Here is a 21,525-nt window from a genome sequence, read left to right on the forward strand (position 1 = left end):
CTCGCTAATTTGCCGGGGATTTCATGCTTGGTGCCGGGATCGTGCCGCCGTTAAGTTCTGCGTCTTGGAAGACTGGGCGACCGTCTTCGGAAACCTCGCGCTGGCTCTTAGTGGACTTCACTTCGGCGTCTTTGGAATCCGAAGTCGAGGCGCTGGCAGCATCTGCATCAGTTGAGGTCTTGCCCACAGTGGTCTTCGGTGTCGAGGACTCTTCGGACTTTGCTTTGTCTTGGGTGCCTTCACCTTCAGTGACGCTGTCTCCAGGCAATGGCAGGGTTCCGTATTCCTGCTTATTGTCCTTGGCCTTGACGGCGTCTTCAGCTTCCTGGGTGATTTTGCCTTCGGAGAGGCTAATCAATCCAGGTGCACCCGGCGATACGAGGCCGAGGTCTTTAGCCTTGGCGGCTAGGGCCTGCGGGGCTCCGAGCGACTGGGCTTCCTTGAGCAGCGCCTGGTTCTCTTGAGACAGGGCACGTTCCTGGTTGCGCAGGGAGACGATGTCGTACTGGCGCTGAGCAACGGAGGTGTTGAGCAGTACCAAGGTGACGATGACGCTGAAGGCCAGCAACACGAGAATCACGGACATCGTGACCATGGAGCGCCGGTTCGATTCCTTGATTCGTGGAACTAGAGAAAGGGTCACTCGCTGACGAGGTTCACCTTTAGGTAGCTGACTGGCAAGCACGGGCTCTGGGCGTAAGGCTCGTGCAGCACTGCCGTCAACAACTGGTTGGTTGTTCACGGCTGCAATCTTCTGCACGCGACGCGGGGCTCGTTGGCTCATCCTTAGCTCCTCTTCAACACTCGCTCCACAGCTCGCAAGCGAGCTGAGGCTGCACGGGAATTTTCTTCAATTTCCTGGTCGCTCGGCTTTTCAGTGCCCTTGGTCAGGACCTTGTATTCAGCCTTATGTTCCTCTAGCTCTACCGGGAATCCGGGAGGAGCTGAGGACGTTGCACCTTGCACGAAGTGCCTCTTGGTGATCTTGTCTTCTAATGAGTGGTAGCTCATTACGACGACTCGGCCACCGACATTCAGTGCGCCCATGGCCGCAGGAATCGCGCGCTCCAGCACGTCGAGTTCCTCGTTGACCGCAATTCGCAGGGCTTGGAAGGTACGTTTTGCTGGGTGGCCACTATTTCTAGCAGCCGCCGCAGGGACTACGCCTCGAATAATTTCCACGAGTTCTGCGGTCGTCGTGATTCGTGATTGTGTTCGTGCTTCGACGATGGCCGTCGAAATACGTCCAGCAAACTTCTCCTCGGCCCACTGGCGAATGATGCGCAATAGCTCGTCGCGATCCAAGTCGTTGACGAGATCTTCTGCGGTTGGACCAACAGAGGTATCCATGCGCATGTCCAGCGGAGCGTCATAGGAGTAGGCGAAACCTCGTTCACGTTCGTCGAGTTGCAATGACGAGACACCGAGGTCGAAGAGGACACCGTCAACGCCTGGGAACCCCAAGTCTTCGACAACGTCAGCAATTTCGTCATAGACAGCGTGAACAAGATCAATACGATCTTCGAATGGCTTGAGTCGCGCGCCAGCGAGCTCATGAGCCTGCTCGTCGCGGTCAAGTCCGATCAAGTGAAGGTTTTCGAACCGCTTCAGAATTGCTTCTGAGTGTCCGCCCATCCCGAGGGTGCAGTCCACAACGATTGCCCGACGGCCTTCAGCATTTGCTCGCTCGATACCTGGTGCGAGGAGGTTGACGCAACGGTCCAGAAGTACTGGAACGTGGCGTTCGGATGCTGGTCGCTGGGAATCCTGATTTGGCACTGCTCCCCCTTTCGATGTTCGGTGTGTTGTTGAGATCAGATCCCCCTCCAACCAAGTGGTGGTCTATCTTCTGGCTCCGGGGAAGTGAAGCCAGACGATTTTCCCCGCAAGGTGGCTGGAGATCTCATCTCAACATCTGGTGTTGTTGGATTGAATTTTTGTTTTGAGAACTTCAGTCCTCATCGGTATCTGAGAAAACATCCTCTTGTTCGTCCAGATACTGTTGCCATGCCTCTGTGTCCCAGATTTCGATGCGATTACCCGCACCGATGACTGTGACTTCCCGGTCAAGGCCGCCGTAAGTGCGTAGCACTTGCGGAATCGTGACACGTCCCTGCTTATCCGGTACTTCGTCAGATGCCCCCGAGAGGAACACACGTGAATAGTCGCGTGCTCGTCGTGAGGTCAATGACGCCTGCGCCAACTGCTCATGCTGCTTCTCGAACTCTCGCTGGCTAAAAACGTAAATACAACGTTCTTGACCACGCGTTAGCACCAGGCCGTAAGACAATTCATCACGATATTTAGCAGGAAGAATCAGGCGTCCCTTCTCGTCCAGTTTCGGCGTGTACGTTCCCAGGAACATGCACACCGCCTTTCCGCGAAGTGGCTAGAAGCCCCACTCTTCTCTACTTGCCTCCACTTTACTCCACTACCCCCCACTGTCAATGCGATTTCATTGATTTGGCGAGGGTCTGGAGTTAAAAATTGGCTAAATTTAGCGGTTTCTTGCACCACATCTAGGTGGAGGGAAAATGGAGGGCCTAGCTAACAGGGCTCCACGCTTCAGAGATTCTCGCGGAAAATACTGCGGAATCTAGGCAAATCTATGCCCAGTGGTGGGAAGTGGAGGAACTCAGGGAGGAAAGTGGGGGCAGCGTTTAGGAGGTCGAGGAAACCTGAATCTTGGAATCTGCCGGGAATTCAAATTCTCAAAATAAGGCGTGTCGTATGCACGCCATGCCACTACCTAATGCTCGTGCTGCGCGGTGCGAGGTAAACCCAATCAGGGAAGCCTCGCACAGAAGCTAATGACAGTCACATAACGAGAAGACGAACGACACTTGATTCTCGATTTACCTTCAGCCGAGGCCAAACAAAACAGGTTAAACAAAAAAGAGGTGCAGCCAGGGGCTACACCTCAATATCTATGCTTGCGTATCAGCTGTCGGACTGATCCCGTTTGCGCTGATTCCATCGCTCTTCGAGACTCGACATGAACTGGGAATTGTTCTTTGCCGCAGATTTTGGACTGCCACCTGCGGGACGGCCAAGTTTCCCATTGGCCGACTTGGTGAGGGCCAGAAGAACACCGCCAAACATGACAGCAAACCCAATCACACCAACGATGATGATGTGCTGCGAAATACCAAAGATCAGACCAGCCAAGCCAACGATGACCAAAAGAACGCCCAGCGCAATGTTTCGCGTAGAAAGTCGCCCAGCACTTGCCGGCGCCTTCATATTAGAAGCGAAGCGACGGTCTTCATGCAACTGCTTTTCAAGCTGCTCCAACAAACGCTGCTCGTGTTCCGATAGCGGCATCGTCTTCTCCTTCCAAAGGCAAACTCAACGGTCGTTTACCGTCGTTAGGTTCAACGCCGAGTCAAAGATAAAAGTTCCCTGATTCTTAATGAGCCTTAGTCCTAGGATAGTCTCTTTTGTGCTCAGCCTGCCAGTTGATCTTCGCCACTGATCTTGTATACCCACCGGGCTCACAGAATACTTTTAGTCCCGCGGTCGCAAAAAACGTGCGGGCGTCACCATCGACTGCGGAAATTTCTGTCCAATGAGGTCGGCCACTCGTTCCGCCTCCCTCACTTTCTCATCTTTTGGATCAAGGCTAAGCTGCAATCCAAAGTCCGGATCTTCGAGCCGTTCAGCTCGAACACCAATCAAACGTACCGGCTGGGTCAACGGAATCAACTTCTTAAAAAGCAACCCAGCAGCTTCACTGATGGTGGCCGAGGAATCAGATGCCGCACTGAGTGCTTTAGAACGGGTCAGGCCAGTAAAGTCCCGATACTTGATCTTCAGACCAACCCCACCTGCAGCCTTGCCGTTATCGCGTAACCGCCTTGCAACTCGATGGCTTAGTCGAAGTAGCTCTTCTTCTAGAATTTGCAGGTCACTAATGTCTGCAGCGAAGGTGTGCTCGGCCGAGATGCTCTTTTCCTCACGAGTTACTTCCACAGGACGGTTATCGATGCCCTTTGATAATAGAAACAGCGAACGACCATGTTCCCCCATTCGGGCAACCAGTCGTTCTTCAGGCTCGCGAGAGAGTTGACCCACTGTTTCGATACCCAGGGCATGTAATTGTTGTGCGGTTCGCTTACCGACACCCCACATCTTGGCCACGGGGAGATCTTCCAAAAACTCCCCCGTACGCTCGGGAGCAATCACTGCCATCCCATCAGGTTTCGCGTAGGTGGAGGCCAGCTTCGCGATGAATTTGTTTTTTGCAATACCCACGCTGGCAGGCAACCCCATATTGTCTCGAATATGGTTGCGGATGTTCCGGCCAATTTCTACCGGACCACCTAGCCTTCGCATGCTTCCGGTGACATCAAGAAACGCTTCATCAACGCTGACCTGTTCAACCAAGGGAGTGAGCGTGCGGAAATACGACATGATTTCCTCAGAGGCTAGCGCGTATTTGTGATGACTTGGTTCGACGACCGTTGCTTCAGGCATGAGGGGAATTGCCTGGCTCATCGGCATCGCCGAATGTATCCCCCTGGCACGGCAGTCATATGAAGCTGAGAGCACGACGCTCCTGCCTCCTGGGAACCCGACAATGACCGGCTTGCCAACCAGCTCAGGACGATCACGCAATTCAACGGAAACGAAAAAGGCGTCCATGTCGACGTGCAAAACAGCGCGACTCACCATTCTCACCCCCCTGCGTCAGCTGAAGTAATCACTCAATCATACTCGAATATATGTTCGGTTTTTACTATACTAGCGATTGTGGGTCCGTGGGCCCTATCCCCCAAAAATCACCGGTAGAGTTGTATGTAACCTGCCGTAGTTACCCAAAGAAATGATTTTGCATGTCGCTGCCTGATTCTCTTCCGTCCCTCGAAGCCGAGGCTTTGGAACTTAGCCAAACGTACACCGCCGAAGTTGCACGGTTGCTTAAGGAATTTCTGGCCGCCAAGAGAGTTGAAGTTGGTCAAATCACTACCAGTGCAGTTGAAATCGTCAATGCGATTACTTCATTGACTAAGGGCGGTAAACGACTACGCCCACTGTTTGCTTTTTGGGGTTTTCTGGGTGCTGGCGGCGCGAAGGACTCCACCGACATCGTTCGCCTCGGCGTTGCTCTGGAACTATTCCAGGCCGCAGCGTTGATTCACGACGATATTATCGACAACTCCGATACACGTCGCGGGCAACCAAGCGTCCACAAACGATTCGAAGCTCAACACCAAAAGTTGGGCTTGGCAGGTAGTGCAGCGGCATACGGTAGTGCGAGTGCAATCTTGGCCGGCGACCTTTGTCTATCTTTAAGTGAAGAATGCTTCTCGGAAATAGAGAACCTTCCCAAAGAAGCGCGCGTGATCTTTAACCGAATGCGCACGCAGGTGATGGCCGGTCAGTATTTGGACGTACTTGAGGAGTCTGCTGGCCCCTCCTATGATCCCACGGAAGCCGTGAAGCGTGCACGTACCATCGTTCGCTTCAAGTCCGCGAAGTACTCCACAGAAAACCCATTCTTGCTTGGCGGTGCGCTTGCCGGCGCTAATGGAGAACTCCTTGAGAGCTACTCAGCTTTCGCGTTACCGCTGGGCGAAGCTTTCCAACTTCGCGACGATGTTCTAGGTGTGTTTGGCGATGCCGAAGTTACCGGTAAGCCAACCGGCGGAGACCTATTAGAAGGTAAGCGAACGGAGCTCATCGCACATGCCTTGCTTCTATCAACGGACGAAGAACGAGAGTTCATCCAATCGCGCCTTGGGGCCGTCGATATGTCTGCAGAAGAAGTCAGCTGCCTGAGCAATATTCTTCGAGATAGCGGTGCACTCAAGGCCACTGAAAACCGTATTAGCGAACTGTCAGATCAGTCTCGCCGCGCACTCAAAGAACTGCCGATTAGTCCGCGCGCTCATGCTGGCCTTCAGCAGCTCAGCGACGCTGTCACTAATCGCTCAAAGTAACAGCAAAGGTCACCAGTTCATAACAAAGGGTCTCGGTCATCCAAAAACTTTGGAGGACCGAGACCCTTTTGTTGTCTTTTGAACAACAGGTTTAAAGCTTGAGCCGACTACCAGGCTAGAGCTTGCGCCCGTCGTCTAATTTCAGTTTTACGTCCTGAACGCAAGGCGTTCATTGGAGTGCCTGGCAGCGAATCATCTTCAGTGAATAACCACGTGATTGCTTCTTCATCGGAATAGCCTGCATCCATAAGTACGGACAAGGTTCCCTTTAGACTTTCGACTACGATGCCGTCTTGGAGAAAATCAGCGGGAATGGATCGAACATTGCGTTCTCCGATTCGCACCGAGATAATTGCACGTTCGTCAAGCAAGCGGTGTACGCGACGAATATCGACATCTAATTCTTCTGCCACGTCCGGCAGGGTCAGCCACTGGCCGACGAGTTCTACGTATTCCTTCACCCCTTAAGGTTCCCACAAATTCGCAAACTCCGCAGAAACTTTAGAAAAACGCACCTCAGTAGTTTCCATGCGCCACAGGAGTAGTGTAAATTTCCTTGTATCACTTTGATAACAATTGCATCACGGACAACATTAGGAACGTAAGCCTCTAATGTCACCTGCGACGCAATGTCCGTTATTTTCACCGTACCTATGAGGATCGACTCCATGCCCCACGAATCCAAACATGTCTCTAAGCATGCGTTAGGCGTAGTAGCAGGCGCGGCCATCCCAGCCGCGGTCATTGGTAGCCTGGCGTTGGCACCAGCCGCGCAGGCAACACCCGTATCCCTCCCCAAAACCTCAGGCAGCCTGGCAAAGGCGGTCACCCCAGAGTCAATCAAGGTCGCAGAAGATCAGATCAAGGCTCACTTGATTGCCTCCCGCATTTCGACCCTCGGGCTCCCCGCGAAGCGTGACGTCAAGGAAATTAAGATTCCGGCTGGCGCCACCTTGTCGAGTATCGCGGTTGAATACGACACTTCCGTTTCCGAGCTTAAGAAGCTCAACGGCTTGAAGAGCGATGTCATCATTGCAGGCAAGACCCTCAAGGTCTCCGGCAAGGCATCAACGTCCAAGTCGACTAAGAGCGATTCTTCTAAGAAATCGTCGACGGCAACCAAAACTTATACGGTGAAGAACGGCGATACGCTCAGCGCGATTGCCAGTAAGCACAATATGAGCCTGTCCGCGCTACTGAGCAAGAACAACATCTCAGCAAGCAAGGTCATTTACCCTGGCAACAAGCTCAAAGTAAATGGCACCGAGAGCAGCTCGGACAAGAAGGAATCTGGCTCGAACTCCAAGAGCAAGAGCACTTCCTCAAGCTCCGCAACGTACACGGTGAAGTCAGGCGACACGCTAGGCAGCATCGCTGTCAAGCACAACATGAGCCTGTCCTCGTTGCTGAGTAAGAACAACATGTCGGCAAGCAAGGTGATCTTCCCCGGAGACAAGCTGAAGATCAACGGTTCTACTTCCAAGAACGAATCCAAGTCCTCTGAGAAGAAGACTTCATCGTCGAAGACCTCCAGCTACACCGTGAAGTCCGGCGACACCCTCAGCGCGATCGCAGCCAAGCACGATATGAGCCTGTCGGAACTGCTGAAGATCAACAACATCTCTACGAGCAAGCGCATTTACCCGGGAGATAAGATCAAGGTTTCCGGTGGTTCCTCCTCGTCGTCCTCCAAGCCACAGACTACGAGTAAGCCGAAGACTACGACTTCGACCTACACCGTCAAGTCAGGGGATACTCTAGGCGGCATCGCTGCCAAGCACGACATGTCCTTGAAGTCCCTGTTGAATCTAAACCCTGAATTCAGTGCCAGCACTCCGTTGAAGGTCGGTGCCAAGCTCAAGGTTTCAGGTTCTTCAGTTGCTCCAACCAGCGACACCAAGGAGGACAAGATTGGCAACACCTTTGAAGGCCGTACCTACAAGGATCATGTTGTCCGAGATGCTAACGCCAACAAGGACTACCTAGACTCCATTGACGTTCCAGGACGTTCGGAAATGCAGTCGCTCATTCGTTCGACCGCGCAGAGGATGGGCGTAGACCCAGCCTTGGCTTTGGCTCATGCCTACCAGGAGTCCGGATTCAACATGCGTGCGGTCTCCCCCGCTAACGCTGTCGGTGTCATGCAGGTTCTCCCAAGCACGAGCGACTGGATCGCTTCACGTATCGGCCAAAACCTCAACGTACTCAACCCACAGGACAACGTCACCGCTGGTGTCGCGGTAATTGCCTACAACCTGGACAATACCGATGACCTGGACACTGCAATCGCTGCCTACTACCAGGGGCTTGCAGGCGTCAACAAGAATGGTATGTACGAAGATACCAAGCGATATGTTGCGAGCATCAAAGCGCACATGAAGAACTACCGCTAAGGCGTCAAATAGAAGTCTGGTCCGGGGCCCAGTTTCAACTGGGTGCCGGACCAGACTTTTATTATTTACAGATAAGCGTGAAAATCTAGGAAGCTCGTCGCTCGAGATCCAATGGCATATCGATAACTACTCTTGTCCCGGCAGTCTGACCGGCCTCCCAGCGAATTTCTCCCGAGAGTTCACTGGTTACCAGAGTACGTACAATCTGGAGCCCCAATCCTTCTCGACGCGGTTCATCAGGCAAACCATGTCCATCATCTTCAATGACTACACGCAACCAATTAGTGCGGTCTGCCCCGTGATACCGTTCAGCCAACAAAGACACTTCACCATCACGATGTGCCAGCCCATGCTCAACGGCATTGGTCACTAGTTCGTTGATAACCAAGGAAAGTGGAGTGGCCAGATCTGCGTCGAGCATGCCAAATTCACCCTCACGGCGGGTGGAGACTCGTTGCTCAGGTGAAGCGATTTCAACGATGAGACGGAATTGACGGTCCATCAGATCATCAAACTTCACCGTCTCGTTCAGTCCCTTGGACAGGAAATCATGGACAGAAGCGATAGTTGAGACGCGACGCATGGCCTGTTCAAGACCTTGTTTGCCGTCTTCTGATTGCATCCGTCGGGACTGCATGCGCAAGAGAGCTGCAACGGTTTGCAGGTTGTTCTTGACCCGATGATGAATTTCGCGAATGGTGGCATCCTTGGTGACAAGTTCTTTCTCTCGTCGACGCAGTTCAGTCACATCGCGACACAGCACCAAAGCACCCCAACGCTTTGATTCATTGCGTAACGGAATAGCTCGCAAGGATAGGGTGACTCCGCGGTGTTCAACTTCCGTACGCCACGGCATCTTGCCTTGAAGCACCAGCGGAAGTGTCTCATCCACGACGCGACGGTCGCTGACCAGTGCCATGGTCAGATCAGCCAGAGGTTGGCCCTGGAGTACGTCCGCAGCTCCTAAGCGGCGGAATCCTGAGACGGCGTTGGGGCTGGCGAATTCTACGGCGCCATCTACGCTCAGACGGATAAATCCGTCACCTACGCGAGGAGCACCTCTTCGGGAACCGGTTGGACTGGAAAACTCTGGCCACAATCCTTGAGTGCCCATTTGCAGCAGGTCATCAGCGCTCTGACGGTAGACCAGTTCCAGATTCGAAGGTGTACGGGACTGGTTAGGATCAAAGTGAGAGGTGATCACAGCTACTGGGCGATTCTGCCGAACTAGCGGAATCGCCTGAACCGTTGTCAGCCCCAAGATCAGGTCAGTGCCCACCTGCTCTGCGGAGCGTTGGATCTGCAATGTTTCCCAGGCACGGTCAACCATGATTCGCAGGTCCTTGCGGATCCGTTCGCCAACGAAATCACCATGGAACGCTGTGTGGGAAGTTGATGGTCGTACGTGTGCCAGAGCAACGTATGAACCATCTCCCGTGGGGAACCAGAGTACAAGGTCTGAGAAGGCTAGGTCCGAGACCAACTGCCAGTCCCCCACTAGGAGATGAAGCCAGTCCTCATCACCGGGTCCTAGTGCAGCACGTTGACGTAGTTCTTCGGTGATGAGGGCCATTAGCGGTGTTTACCTTCTTACGATGGAACGCAACAGGCGAAGTGCCACGGACAATGAAGCCATGTCGTCACGTTCGAGGCTATTTACTTCCTCAAACATACTCTTCGCACGATCTAGGTTAGCCGCGTTTGCTTCTTCCCACGCAGCAACACGCTCTGCTGGGTCCGCAATATCGCCGTGAGCATCCAAGATGTTACCGGTCAGGTCGATAATCGTGGTGTACAAATCATCACGCATGGCGGCACGAGCCAGCGCCTGCCAGCGATCCGAACGTGGCAACTTGGTGATCCGGTTCAACAGGCTATCGACACCGAAGAGATCGTAGAGCACGAAGTAGGTCTCAGCGACTTTGGACGCCGTAGTCGAGGTACGGTGCACATACTCAGCGATGTCCAACAGCGCGTAGGACTCGAACTGCGTGGCCCACATGCTAGCTCGCAACTCAGGAATGCCGAAGCCCAGGGCTTCGTCGCGCCAGTCGTTGAAGCGTTCCAGGTCGTTGCCGCGAATAATCGTTGGCAAAGCCTTGCGCAATTCGGTCACGGTGTCTTGGAAACGAGTCACCGCTTCTGAGACCAGTAGCTGCTCATCAACACGGTTAATGAACCAGCGAGTGGCACGATCCAACAGACGACGCATGTCATGATGCTGGCGTCCCCAGTGTTTCAGGCTGGTCCCGGCCGGCTGGGCGTTGATCGCATCAAACTGACGATCAAACCCGTAGACCTCACGCAGTGCACAGAAGACCTTCGCGATTTGAACTTCGCTAGCGCCCGTCTCTTCCATTGCACGGAAGACATAGGTAATGCCACCAACGTTCACAATGTCGTTGGCAATCACTGTTGCGATGATTTCTCGGCGTAGCGGATGGCTATCCAGCTGGTCCCCAAAGCGCTCTACAAGCTGTTCTGGGAAGTAACGTCGCAGCGTTTCCGCAAAGTATGGGTCATCTGCTAGGTCGGATTCAGTTAGTGCATTGGCCAACTGAATCTTGGAGTAAGCAGCCAATACTGACAGCTCCGGAGTCGTCATCGCTCCGCCGGAAGCACGTCGTTCTTCTAGCTCGGCAGTGCTTGGAAGGAACTCGAGTTCACGGTTCAGGTCCGCGGCGGATTCCAGCCACTGCATAAGTCTCTCGTAGGCAGGTGCCCAAGTGAGTGCAGCATGCTTTTCATTGAGCAACAGGACGTTTTGCTCAAAGTTGGTTTTCAGCACCAGGTCGCCCACGTTATCGGTCATCGATAGCAGGAAGTCTGTGCGTTCATCTGCGGTGAGATTGCCTGCAGAGATCTGACGGTCCACGAAGATCTTGATATTAACTTCACGGTCCGAGGTGTCCACACCAGCCGAGTTATCGATAGCATCCGAATTGAGCAGAACACCCTGACGGGCAGCTTCGATACGACCAAGCTGCGTCATGCCGAGGTTACCGCCTTCGCCGATGACCTTGACCCTTAGGTCCTTCCCGTCGATGCGAATGGCATCGTTGGCACGGTCGCCAACCTGGCCATGAGTCTCGCTCGATGCCTTGACATAGGTGCCAATGCCGCCGTTGTACAGCAGGTCTACGGGGGCAGACAGGATTGCCTTGAGCAATTCGTTAGGGCTCAACTTGAGCGTGCTCTCGGCTAGCCCAAGTACCGCACGAACTTCTGGGCTGATAGGAATCGACTTCAGGCTTCGCGAATACACGCCGCCTCCGGCAGAGATCAGCTCCTTGTTGTAATCTGCCCAGCTGGAACGAGGCAGGTCATACAGGCGCTGACGCTCATCAAAGGCAACCTGTGCGTCTGGATTCGGATCAAGGAAAATATCCCGGTGGTCAAAGGCTGCAACCAGTTTGACGGTCGGGGTACGGCGCAGACCGTTACCAAAGACGTCACCGGACATATCACCCACACCTACGGCGGTGAATTCTTCACTCTGGGTATCAATGCCCAGCTCGAAGAAGTGACGCTTCACCGATTCCCAAGCGCCGCGAGCCGTGATGCCCATGCCCTTGTGGTCATAGCCCACGGAACCGCCCGAGGCGAACGCGTCGCCCAACCAGTGGCCCTTCTGCGCGGACAGCGAGTTGGCAATGTCAGAGAAGCTAGCGGTTCCCTTATCGGCAGCAACAACCAAGTAGGAGTCATCTCCATCGCGACGAACCACGTTTTCAGGAGCCACGATGTGCTCACCGGTCGAATCGGTGACCATATTGTCCGTCAGCTGCAGGAGCGTACCGATGAAGATCTTATAGGCGCTCTTACCTTCTTCCATCCACGCGGCCCGATCCTGTGCAGGGTTCGGTAGTTGCTTCGCGTAGAAGCCACCCTTGGCACCGGTAGGAACGATGACCGAGTTCTTCACCATCTGGGCCTTGACCAGGCCAAGAACTTCGGTACGGAAATCTTCACGACGGTCCGACCAGCGCAAGCCACCACGTGCCACTGCACCAAAGCGGAAGTGCGTGCCTTCAACGCGTGGCGAGTAAACCCACAGTTCATGCTTCGGGCGTGGGAATGGAGCGAAGTCAATTTCTTCCGGTGCGAGCTTGAAGGCCAGGGCCTGGTGCTCGGTGAAGTAATTGGTTCGCTTGGTCGCTTCGATGACCTTTACAAAACGACGCAAGAGCGTGTCAGCGTCCAAGGTCGGGACAGCTTCCAGCGCCTCAGAGATCTTGTTTTTGGCTTCTTCACGGGCTGCTTCGGATGCCTCAGCGCCCAGCGAAGGGTCAAAGGTTGCTTGGAACAGCTCAACGATGCTGTGGGTGACCGAGGCATTACCGACCAAGGTGTTGGCGATGAACCCGGTGGAGTTCGGAACACCTAGCTGTAGCAAGTAGTGTGCGTAGGCACGCAACATCGCTACCTGTTCCCAGGACAGGCCTTCACGAAGCACCAGGGCGTTGAGGCTATCGGATTCTGCGTCATTACGAATGACAGCGCTATAAGCCTCAGCCAGCTTGCTTTCAACCTCACCAAAATCAACATCTTGGTCAAACTTCAGACCCATGTCATAGATGTAACGCTGGCCAACGCCTTCAGGGTTCAGCTCGTAGGGACGTTCATCAACTACGTCCAGTCCCAAATCCTGCAGGACCGGCAAAATGCGTGAGAGCAATAGTGGCTGAGTCACGAAGATCTTCATGCGCTTAGACACTGGTGAATCTTCATCAACCGGTGACGGATCGTAGAAGGAAACGATCGGCCCGCTCTGAGCGGACTCATTCAAGGTTGAAAGCAGGTCGATGTCCTTGAGCGCATCTTCGATCTCAAACTGAACCTTGTAGGATGCAGGGAATGCCTCTGACCAAGCATTGGACAGCGTATTCGCGTCGCCCAGCTCAAGACTTTCGCGGGCCGTATCCACAATGGCGTCAGACCATGAGCGAACTGCCTTGGCAATACGATTTTCCAAAGCAGTGCGGTCAACAACCGGGATTAGGCCATGACGCTGCAGGCGCAGACGGTAGAACAAACGCACCAAGGCGCCAGCGCCGAGCTGAGCTTCATATTCGATGGACTCTGCGTTGAAACTATCTTTGAGTTCTTTTTCAACGCGCAGACGAACGCCGGTGGAGAAACGATCACGAGGCAAGAACACCATGGCCGTCACAAAACGGCCGTACTCATCGGTCCTCAGGAAGACTGAGGTCCGACGGCGTTCTTGCAAACGCAAGATACCCAACGCAGTCTTGGTCAGGTCATCAACGCTGATCTGGAACATCTCATCTCGAGGGTAGTTTTCCAGAATGGTGGTGATGTCTTTACCGGAGTGAGAGTTAGCAGCAAATCCGGTGCTCTTGAGTACGGCTTGGACCTTGTCGCGGACAACTGGAACAGTTTTCACGCTAGAGGTGTAAACGCTCGAAGAGAACAAACCGATGAATCGGCGCTCACCATTAACCTCGCCGTTGGCATCAAAGCTCTTGACGCCGACGTAGTCCAAGTACACGCCACGGTGCACGGTTGAACGAGCGTTGGCTTTGGTGATGATCAGGGCGCTCTTATCACGAGCGGTAATACGGCCACGCTTGGTCAAGTGCTGTGGACCCTGCGACTCCAACTCGCGCATAAGTCCAAGACCACTACCGGATCGGGCGACCAAAACATCTTCACCATTGACCGTTTCCAGGTCATATTCGCGGTAGCCGAGGAAGGTGAATTTGCTGTTGGCCATCCAATCCAGCAATTCGGCGGCCTGTGGAAGCTCAGCAATCTGTTCCGCGTGGGCAGTCTGTGGCAGGGTCTGGGCGATGTCTTTGGCACGGTCAAGCATGGCAGGCCAATCCTTGACAGAGATTCGCACATCCGCGAGCACGCTGTAGAGTCGCTCAACAAATTCTTCTGCCTGCTTGTCACTGAGTTCACGGGCAAGCTCAACAGAAATCCACGACTCAACGCGTGTATCCGTCCCTGCCGAAATGAGGGTACTCAGATCTGAAAGAGCCGCTGTGTCACCACTGGCCACATGCTGCTGCCCGGTATGGCTGATCTTGACGATTTCGCCAGTCTCGGACTTGCGTGAAACCACGAATGTTGGGTGCACGACTAACTGGATGGGTGAATTAAGCTGAACTAATGCTGCGGTGACCGAATCAACCAAGAACGGCATATCGTCGGTGACGATATGGACCACCGAGACTCCGTTGTTTCGTGTGATGGCGACGTTGGGGGTTTCCGCTTCGCGTTCGTAGCCGATTTCTAGGTGTGCAGCCACGCGAGATTCGAGTTCGTCTGGCCGGTAGGCTGCCACGTCCTCAGTCGCAATTTGGCTATAGTACTCGCTCACCAATTTTGGGGTGAGAGTCGCATCCATGAATGATTCTGACATGCTGGATTCCGACGAGTTCAACTGAACGCCTCCAAGAACAAAGTTCGATGTACCCGCGCCTTTGCGGGTCTCTAGTCTAATCAACCCTACCCGTTTTTCACGCCATCAGTTCATGCAGACTTGCTAAATCGACGAGTAATCCGATTCTTGGGTAAATCCGTAGATTTTATGCCGGCCAAAGACCGTATTTCAGTACGCAATGAACTTTTAGGCGCTATCTCGAGTAAAGGGCTTCCTGCTAACACTGACGCACTGCAGACTGCGCTGTCATTAGGCAAGAAACCAACGACATCGTGCATTGGACCAAAACGGTCCCAGGCTTCGGACAATCGACGCTTTGGGCTTCGACCACTACTGGAAACACTGACCCGGTTGAAGATGATTTTGGGACGAAGTTCAGGGTGGTTTTCCTCCAGCTCATCAATGGCTCTGATGGCACGAGGAATACCGATACTGTCTGATTGAACCACCATAAAAATTTCGTCCGAGCAACGCAGTACTTCCACCGTTACAGCATTGCGTTGGGGTGCTTGCGTATCAAAGCTCAGCTGTTCATCCATGGCGATATGTGGCGCAATATCTAGGACTACCAAGTCATAGTGTTCTCTGAAGACCAGTGCGGCTCGTCGCAGAGCTGAAGCACGTACCTCTGGCCAGCGACTTGATCGTGGAATCCCGGTTCCCACACGAACGGTGGTGTCCCCCACCTGGACGAGCGAGCAGGCTGCGTTAAGACGATTAATATCGGTGCTGCCCGAGTCCATAATGCGGCAGATCTGTGCAACTGATGCTGATTCATCCATCAGTCCCAATTGGATCGAAATCGAAGCAGCGTAGGTGTCTGCATCTAACAAAACAACGGACTTACCAGTGGCGGCTGCTTCGACAGCATAATTCAAGGCAAGGGTGCTTCGTCCCGGTGAACCCGGAGCACTCCAGAAACAAACAATCTTTCCCTGAGTACTTGGTTCAGATTTTCCCGCGGAGCGTTGGTCATCTATCGGAGAAGATTCGGGAATCTTCAAAGAGTGAACCGTTGCTGTAATGCGCTCTTCTAGGTCAGACATCGCAATATCTACCGGAAGCTGGAGAACATCGGGCAAGGGGCTAAGCTCAGTGGAGTTTTCAAGTAAGTAGACTACTGCTGTTCCATTGCCCATCAGTTCCTCGATCTGTTCCATGGGCGGAACTTGCTGGGCATCCGCGATCAATAGAACGTCGGCGATGGCAGTGAGACAGGCGGCGATCGCTTCAGCGGTTTCGGAACAGACTCTCGTGACGATCAGTTCACCTTGATAGCTCTCGATTTCTCGAACAATACTTTCCTTATCACCCAAGACAACAACGGAGATACTCATTACTCAGCTCCGGCTGGATTGTAAATGACGATAATTCGTGAATCGTTGGCCAGTGCTTGCAGGAGTGGCTCTAGTTGGTTGGGTTCCACCAATAGTTCAAGATTTGTGCCTTGTCGGTCCACCAGACCGCCACCGCTTTCAACACGCGCAGCAACCTCGACCATCGACGAGAGTTTTTCTGGCACACCGTAAGTATTTCCTCCCGATGCGCGCTCTGCGATCCAAACGTCCACAAAGCTGCCCGGCGCAATGGAAGAGCTCAAGTCTGCTGGCAGTTCAATATTGATGGGTCGACGAGATCCAAGTTCACTGTGCGTCACGGATGTCACTGGGATAAGTTCCCCTGCACTAATGAAGGTGTTGGCACGAGCCAAGTCGACAATGTCTGCTTCCGGATCAAGGTAACGGCCAGCCGTCTCACCAAGTTGTACTTCTTGGGTTTTCATATTCTCGGCGGTTAGTTGCTCACCAAGAGTGATATTGGAGCGTGCCACATACACGGTGGTGGTCTCGTGCATTTCACCGACTAGGTACATCGTGCCTGCTACGGATGCCACAACAAGAACCGCGCCCAAGGCCAACCGTGGATCTTTCCAACCAGGACGTTTGATTCTCGCGGCTTTTGTTGATCGTGCCCCTTGGGCCACTTGTTCACTCATCGAGGCTCGACCTTCCACCGGAGAATGTGCTTATGGATGGTGAGCCTACGACAAGTTTCTTCCGTATGAAAGACCCATTTACATGGTGTGGATTAATTTAGCGTCGTGGATACGACCCATCCGATGGACTCCAGAGGGATCATGACTTGGGCCGCGGGATTGCTTGAGCGAACATATTCATCGCGTTGGTGCATTGAAATGAGCAGGAAATCCTTGGCTACCTGCCCCAAAGTTCCTTCGGCAATGAGCGATCCGTGAGTTCCATAGATTTGGCACCTAGACCGATCTCGCAACATGCCACGAAGTACTGCTGAAAACCTGATGGCCTTGCCGCTTTGACTTGTCAAAGGTGCTGCTCGCCTTTCGCTTGGCAAGGCAATTGATTCGACGACTTGGTAGCGAATAATCCATTGGCTCGCTTCGGTTTCTAGGCAAAAGTAATCAGTGGCGCAGGGGCCAAGTCGCGCACGAATCTCGGTATGACCAATCACCATGACGCTGATTTCGTTGCCGCGGTATTGAGACAGGACATCACTCAGCTGGGCCGTTGCCCGTTCAATACGAGTGTTCTCGGCGATTTCATCACGCAATTGCGCGCGAGTTTGTTCGGCTAGTTGAGCCTCAAGATCGTCAAAGAGTGAATCCCATCGCATGTGCCAACTGTACGAGACAAACAAATGTTTCGACAGGTCTTCACAAAAGCGCATCGAAGTGTCATTATCTTTATCAAATAACATCAAATGTCATTAAATGACATCCAAGGAAGTGTTTTCGATGATGAAGATACGAACGCTGGTTATCTTTTCCCTGTTTAGCGCTGCGGATTATGTCTTGATCTTCGTGGGCTTGAGGTTGATCTTGGACTTCCCCGCCAACGCATCAATGCCCCTTGAGCCGGCACGGCGCATTCAATTCCTCATCATCGTTTCGGCGTTCGTTCTTGCAGCCTTTGCGCTTCTGCGATTGGGGGTCAAGTGGCTGATTATTTGGGCGGCAAAGCATGAGCAGCGGCACGTACTCAACTTTTTCCAACGGGTCGCACCTCGATTCAGTCGCCGGGTTCTGAGTTCTGTCCTTGGCACGTCAATTGCGCTTTCAACTGCAGTGGCTGCTAACGCTGGCACAGTTATTCCGGTGCAAAATCTTTCAAGCACTCCCCATGCCGAGAGCAAGAGCTTGCCCGAATCAGTGGAATCAAGTCAGCGCAGTGTCCCCAATGCGCAATGGTTCCCAGAGCAAATTTCCGTGCCCCTGAACCGACTCATCTCATCGGGAGCACAACCAAAACACAAGACAGAAAAAACCATCACCGAGATTGTCGTCGCACAAGGCGAGAACTTATGGAGCATTGCTGCCACGCGCCTCGGACCGCAAGCAACAGCGGAAGAAATCTCAGCGTATTGGCCACAGGTTTATCAGGCTAACCGGCAAGTAATCGGTTCCGACCCCAATGTCTTAGAGGTTGGAACTGTCTTGGTCCTTCCGCACAGGCAATAATCATCCTCATTTCTCACTCAGCACCACATCAAGGAGCAATCATGAGTACCATCACCATCAGTGCCCGCGCCACTACCCCAGCGGCCCAACCAGTCGACTCCCTAGCGCCGAATTCAAGCGCTCCTGATACACCAGCCGATGCGCCAGCGCATCTGCGCAGAGCACTGGACCACATTTTTCATCGCACCGACTTGTGCCGGACCGAGCATCGGGCCATCGTGGAAATTACTCACTCAGTGGCACGGGCTGTTTTCGAAGTTGTTGCCGGGTACCGCAGCGTCAGCCAATTAGCATTTGTCATGGAACCAACCTGCATTGCCAAACTACAGCGGCGCGCCCTACTAGAAACTGGCCAATACTCCGCGGGACCAGAGCCAGGCACAGCGCATGGACAAATTCTCTCTTTGCATCTGGACCATTGCTTCTCCGGCGCGTGGGAATGCACAGCCATTCTCGGATTTAAAAACCGCGTCCGCGCCGTAGCTCTCAAAATTGAGCCATGGCACGGACGCTGGCAAGTGACCGATGTCGAACTTATTTAGTTTCGCTTGGACTTCTTTTTCTTCTTATTGGTCGCAGCCTGCGCACGGGTAGTGCTGGCTTCGCCGTCTTCGTCCGGGCCCGTGAACTGCAAGTTCTTTGGCTTCGCTGATTCATCGATCACTGGTGCATCAGCAGCAGCGGCACTACCTGTTGGGATGTCCAAGTTGAACAGTGCACCGATGCTCTCTTCACGAATGCCTTCCATCATGGTCTGGAACATCGTATAGCCCTCGCGCTGGTATTCCACCAGTGGATCGCGCTGCGCCATTGCACGCAGCCCGATGCCTTCTTTGAGATAGTCCATCTCGTAAAGGTGTTCTTGCCACTTACGTCCGATAGTCGAGAGCACAACGCGCCGTTCCAAATCACGCATGGTGGATGAACCAACCAATTTTTCGCGTTCTTCATACTGATACTGAGCGTCAGAAAGAATTTCTCGTTCCAAGAACTGCGAGGAGAGGTGTCCAACTCCGCCAGCTTCCTCAACAACCTCATCCAGGGTGATACCGATTGGGTAAAGCTGCTTGAGGTTAGTCCAGAGCTGCTTGAGCTCCCACTCGTCTGGGTTGCCCACCTGAGTAGCTTCCAAAACCATCGCCTTGACGACGTCCTCTAGGAAATGACCGACCTTTTCCTCAAGGTCTCCACCTTCCAAGATGGCACGGCGGTCAGCATAAATTGCCTCGCGCTGACGATTCATCACGTCATCGTACTTCAGCACATTCTTGCGCTGTTCGGCGTTAACACCTTCCACCTGGGCCTGAGCCGATTCGATGGCTCGGGAGACCATCTTGGACTCCAAAGCCACATCATCGGGCATTGAGGGGTTGTTCATGATGCGTTCTGCCATGCCGGAATTAAAGCGGCGCATCAAATCGTCAGTCATCGACAAGTAGAAGCGCGACTCACCAGGGTCACCCTGACGGCCGGCACGACCACGCAACTGGTTATCAATTCGGCGTGACTCGTGACGCTCGGTACCAAGGACATACAGACCACCGAGTTCGGCGACTTCCTTAGCTTCCTTAGCCACGGTTTCTTTGGCCTTTGCGAAGACTTCGTCCCAAACCTTGTTGTACTCTTCTGGGTGCTTCTCAGCATCCAGTCCGCGACGTTCCATCTCAGCGACAGCAAGGAATTCGGCGTTACCACCGAGCATGATGTCGGTACCGCGACCTGCCATGTTCGTCGAAACAGTCACGCCGTTTTTACGACCCGCCATTGCAACAACCGCAGCTTCACGTGCGTGCTGCTTAGCGTTGAGCACCTCATGGCGAATGCCCTTCTTGGAGAGCAGACGCGAAAGGTATTCACTCTTCTCCACGCTGGTGGTACCAACCAGAATCGGCTGTCCCGTAGCATGACGTTCAGCGATGTCTTCGACCACAGCGTTGAACTTGGAGACTTCGTTCTTGTAAATGTAGTCTGGCTGATCCTTGCGGATCGCAGGCTTATTCGTCGGAATCTCGACAACACCCAGCTTGTAGGTGCTCATGAATTCCGCGGCCTCGGTCTGCGCGGTACCGGTCATGCCTGAGATCTTCTCGTACATACGGAAGTAGTTCTGCAAGGTGATCGTGGCGAGCGTCTGGTTTTCGGCCTTGATGGTCACGCTCTCTTTGGCTTCAATAGCCTGGTGCATGCCCTCAGAATAGCGACGCCCCTGCAGGGCACGGCCGGTGTGTTCATCAACGATCATGACTTCGCCGTTGACGACAACGTAGTCCTTGTCTTTTTTGAACAGTTCCTTGGCCTTGATGGCGTTGTTCAAGAAACCGATCAGCGGGGTGTTGTTGGCTTCGTACAGGTTGTCGATACCGAGGTAATCCTCAACCTTTTCGATCCCAGACTCCAACACACCAATAGTGCGCTTCTTTTCGTCAACCTCGTAGTCATCCTCGCGCTTCAGGCGTGAAACGATCTTCGAGAATTCGGTGTACCAGCGATTGACATCGCCGGAAGCCTGACCCGAGATAATCAGCGGGGTACGGGCTTCATCGATCAAAATCGAGTCAACCTCATCGACGATGACAAAGTTGTGTCCGCGCTGAACCAGTTCGTCCTTGCTCCACGCCATGTTGTCGCGCAGGTAATCGAAGCCGAACTCATTGTTCGTACCGTAAGTAATGTCAGCTTCGTATTGTTTCCGTCGCTCTTCCGGCTTCATATTAGACAGGATGCAACCACAGCTCAGACCGAGGAAACGGAATACACGGCCCATCAGGTCAGACTGGTACTGCGCGAGGAAGTCGTTAGTGGTAATTACGTGAACACCCTTGCCGGTGAGGGCGTTGAGGTAGGCCGGAGCCGTAGCTACCAGGGTTTTACCTTCACCGGTACGCATTTCAGCGATATTGCCCAGGTGTAATGCTGCGCCACCCATGAGCTGAACATCGAAGTGTCGCATGCCAAGCACACGGTCCGAAGCTTCACGGACTACGGCGAAAGCTTCAGGGAGCAAATCGTCCAACGTTTCACCGTCAGCCAAACGTTCGCGGAACTTGTCGGTTTCACCCTTGAGCTCTTCGTCTGAAAGTTCGCGAATTTCGACTTCCAACGTATTGATCGTGTCGGCGTACTTACGAAGAGTTTTTAGCGTCTTCTTGTCGCCGGTACGCAAAATACGTTCTAGCAATGATGCCACGTGGTAGCTCCCAATATCTCAAGCACAGTATTTTCTGGCGTCTTTAGTCTACGTGAGGAATTCTGCGCATCTGGTAAATCCCCGCGGTTGATGACTGT

Annotated in this window: 16 protein-coding genes; 4 read left to right on the plus strand and 12 right to left on the minus strand. The window is 53.4% G+C overall.

Annotation, left to right across the window (positions count from 1 at the left end; translation table 11 throughout):
• Positions 1-4: 4 nt before the first annotated feature.
• The 5 genes from QMQ05_RS10200 to dinB all read right to left on the minus strand — a co-directional run bounded on the left by QMQ05_RS10200 (position 5) and on the right by dinB (position 4,674).
• Positions 5-784 (minus strand): hypothetical protein, encoded by a 780-nt coding sequence (locus tag QMQ05_RS10200; protein WP_345469729.1) that lies wholly within the window; start codon positions 782-784, stop codon positions 5-7.
• A 2-nt stretch (positions 785-786) separates the two neighbouring features.
• Positions 787-1,779, minus strand: a complete 993-nt coding sequence (gene rsmH / locus QMQ05_RS10205; protein ID WP_345469731.1) for a 16S rRNA (cytosine(1402)-N(4))-methyltransferase RsmH — start codon at positions 1,777-1,779, stop codon at positions 787-789.
• 172 nt (positions 1,780-1,951) lie between these two features.
• The gene (mraZ, locus tag QMQ05_RS10210; protein WP_345469732.1) at positions 1,952-2,365 is read right to left on the minus strand and encodes a division/cell wall cluster transcriptional repressor MraZ; all 414 of its coding nucleotides are present in this window, start codon (positions 2,363-2,365) and stop codon (positions 1,952-1,954) included.
• 575 nt (positions 2,366-2,940) lie between these two features.
• Positions 2,941-3,324: a DUF3040 domain-containing protein gene (locus QMQ05_RS10215; RefSeq protein WP_058254679.1), complete on the minus strand. Its 384-nt coding sequence runs from the start codon at positions 3,322-3,324 to the stop codon at positions 2,941-2,943.
• A gap of 183 nt (positions 3,325-3,507) precedes the next feature.
• Positions 3,508-4,674 carry a DNA polymerase IV gene (gene dinB / locus QMQ05_RS10220; RefSeq protein WP_345469733.1) on the minus strand — a complete coding sequence of 389 codons (1,167 nt, stop codon included), beginning with the start codon at positions 4,672-4,674 and terminating at the stop codon, positions 3,508-3,510.
• A 161-nt stretch (positions 4,675-4,835) separates the two neighbouring features.
• Here dinB and QMQ05_RS10225 point away from each other — a divergent pair, with 161 nt between their 5' ends.
• Positions 4,836-5,942, plus strand: coding sequence for a polyprenyl synthetase family protein (locus QMQ05_RS10225; protein WP_345469735.1), 1,107 nt, complete (start codon positions 4,836-4,838; stop codon positions 5,940-5,942).
• Between the two features lie 107 nt (positions 5,943-6,049).
• On the opposite strand, the gene QMQ05_RS10230 is transcribed toward QMQ05_RS10225, so the two are convergent.
• Positions 6,050-6,403 carry an Rv2175c family DNA-binding protein gene (locus tag QMQ05_RS10230; RefSeq protein WP_058254682.1) on the minus strand — a complete coding sequence of 118 codons (354 nt, stop codon included), beginning with the start codon at positions 6,401-6,403 and terminating at the stop codon, positions 6,050-6,052.
• A 207-nt stretch (positions 6,404-6,610) separates the two neighbouring features.
• Between QMQ05_RS10230 and QMQ05_RS10235 the strand changes: the two genes are divergently transcribed.
• Positions 6,611-8,335 (plus strand): LysM peptidoglycan-binding domain-containing protein, encoded by a 1,725-nt coding sequence (locus QMQ05_RS10235; protein ID WP_345469738.1) that lies wholly within the window; start codon positions 6,611-6,613, stop codon positions 8,333-8,335.
• 85 nt (positions 8,336-8,420) lie between these two features.
• Here QMQ05_RS10235 and QMQ05_RS10240 read toward each other — a convergent pair whose 3' ends face one another.
• The 5 genes from QMQ05_RS10240 to QMQ05_RS10260 all read right to left on the minus strand — a co-directional run bounded on the left by QMQ05_RS10240 (position 8,421) and on the right by QMQ05_RS10260 (position 17,396).
• Positions 8,421-9,908, minus strand: a complete 1,488-nt coding sequence (locus QMQ05_RS10240; protein ID WP_345469740.1) for a sensor histidine kinase — start codon at positions 9,906-9,908, stop codon at positions 8,421-8,423.
• 9 nt (positions 9,909-9,917) lie between these two features.
• Entirely contained in the window at positions 9,918-14,726 is a 4,809-nt protein-coding gene (locus tag QMQ05_RS10245) for an NAD-glutamate dehydrogenase (RefSeq protein WP_345469742.1), read from the minus strand.
• A gap of 110 nt (positions 14,727-14,836) precedes the next feature.
• A complete protein-coding gene (locus QMQ05_RS10250; RefSeq protein WP_345469744.1) occupies positions 14,837-16,084 on the minus strand; it encodes an AAA family ATPase in 1,248 nt (415 codons plus the stop codon).
• Entirely contained in the window at positions 16,084-16,743 is a 660-nt protein-coding gene (locus QMQ05_RS10255; protein ID WP_345469745.1) for an SAF domain-containing protein, read from the minus strand. The genes QMQ05_RS10250 and QMQ05_RS10255 overlap by 1 nt, the downstream gene beginning before the upstream one ends.
• 92 nt (positions 16,744-16,835) lie before the next feature.
• Positions 16,836-17,396 (minus strand): hypothetical protein, encoded by a 561-nt coding sequence (locus QMQ05_RS10260; protein WP_345469747.1) that lies wholly within the window; start codon positions 17,394-17,396, stop codon positions 16,836-16,838.
• 121 nt (positions 17,397-17,517) lie between these two features.
• On the opposite strand from QMQ05_RS10260, the gene QMQ05_RS10265 reads away from it, so the two are divergent.
• Both QMQ05_RS10265 and QMQ05_RS10270 read left to right on the plus strand, forming a co-directional pair.
• Positions 17,518-18,240: a LysM peptidoglycan-binding domain-containing protein gene (locus QMQ05_RS10265; protein WP_345469749.1), complete on the plus strand. Its 723-nt coding sequence runs from the start codon at positions 17,518-17,520 to the stop codon at positions 18,238-18,240.
• A 41-nt stretch (positions 18,241-18,281) separates the two neighbouring features.
• Positions 18,282-18,782 (plus strand): Rv3235 family protein, encoded by a 501-nt coding sequence (locus tag QMQ05_RS10270; protein WP_345469751.1) that lies wholly within the window; start codon positions 18,282-18,284, stop codon positions 18,780-18,782.
• Here QMQ05_RS10270 and secA read toward each other — a convergent pair.
• The gene (secA, locus tag QMQ05_RS10275) at positions 18,779-21,427 is read right to left on the minus strand and encodes a preprotein translocase subunit SecA (protein WP_345469753.1); all 2,649 of its coding nucleotides are present in this window, start codon (positions 21,425-21,427) and stop codon (positions 18,779-18,781) included. The genes QMQ05_RS10270 and secA overlap by 4 nt on opposite strands.
• Positions 21,428-21,525: the final 98 nt, after the last annotated feature.

This window comes from Glutamicibacter sp. B1 (assembly GCF_039602135.1).
Classification (GTDB): Bacteria; Actinomycetota; Actinomycetes; order Actinomycetales; family Micrococcaceae; genus Glutamicibacter; species Glutamicibacter ectropisis.

Bases quoted from the DNA above. Each gene is read 5' to 3' on its own strand.
- QMQ05_RS10200 (WP_345469729.1), bottom strand. From the start codon at position 784: ATGAGCCAACGAGCCCCGCGTCGCGTGCAGAAGATTGCAGCCGTGAAC.
- mraZ (WP_345469732.1), bottom strand. From the start codon at position 2,365: ATGTTCCTGGGAACGTACACGCCGAAACTGGACGAGAAGGGACGCCTG.
- QMQ05_RS10215 (WP_058254679.1), bottom strand. From the start codon at position 3,324: ATGCCGCTATCGGAACACGAGCAGCGTTTGTTGGAGCAGCTTGAAAAG.
- dinB (WP_345469733.1), bottom strand. From the start codon at position 4,674: ATGGTGAGTCGCGCTGTTTTGCACGTCGACATGGACGCCTTTTTCGTT.
- QMQ05_RS10225 (WP_345469735.1), top strand. From the start codon at position 4,836: ATGTCGCTGCCTGATTCTCTTCCGTCCCTCGAAGCCGAGGCTTTGGAA.
- QMQ05_RS10235 (WP_345469738.1), top strand. From the start codon at position 6,611: ATGCCCCACGAATCCAAACATGTCTCTAAGCATGCGTTAGGCGTAGTA.
- QMQ05_RS10240 (WP_345469740.1), bottom strand. From the start codon at position 9,908: ATGGCCCTCATCACCGAAGAACTACGTCAACGTGCTGCACTAGGACCC.
- QMQ05_RS10245 (WP_345469742.1), bottom strand. From the start codon at position 14,726: ATGTCAGAATCATTCATGGATGCGACTCTCACCCCAAAATTGGTGAGC.
- QMQ05_RS10250 (WP_345469744.1), bottom strand. From the start codon at position 16,084: ATGAGTATCTCCGTTGTTGTCTTGGGTGATAAGGAAAGTATTGTTCGA.
- QMQ05_RS10255 (WP_345469745.1), bottom strand. From the start codon at position 16,743: ATGAGTGAACAAGTGGCCCAAGGGGCACGATCAACAAAAGCCGCGAGA.
- QMQ05_RS10260 (WP_345469747.1), bottom strand. From the start codon at position 17,396: ATGCGATGGGATTCACTCTTTGACGATCTTGAGGCTCAACTAGCCGAA.
- QMQ05_RS10265 (WP_345469749.1), top strand. From the start codon at position 17,518: ATGATGAAGATACGAACGCTGGTTATCTTTTCCCTGTTTAGCGCTGCG.
- QMQ05_RS10270 (WP_345469751.1), top strand. From the start codon at position 18,282: ATGAGTACCATCACCATCAGTGCCCGCGCCACTACCCCAGCGGCCCAA.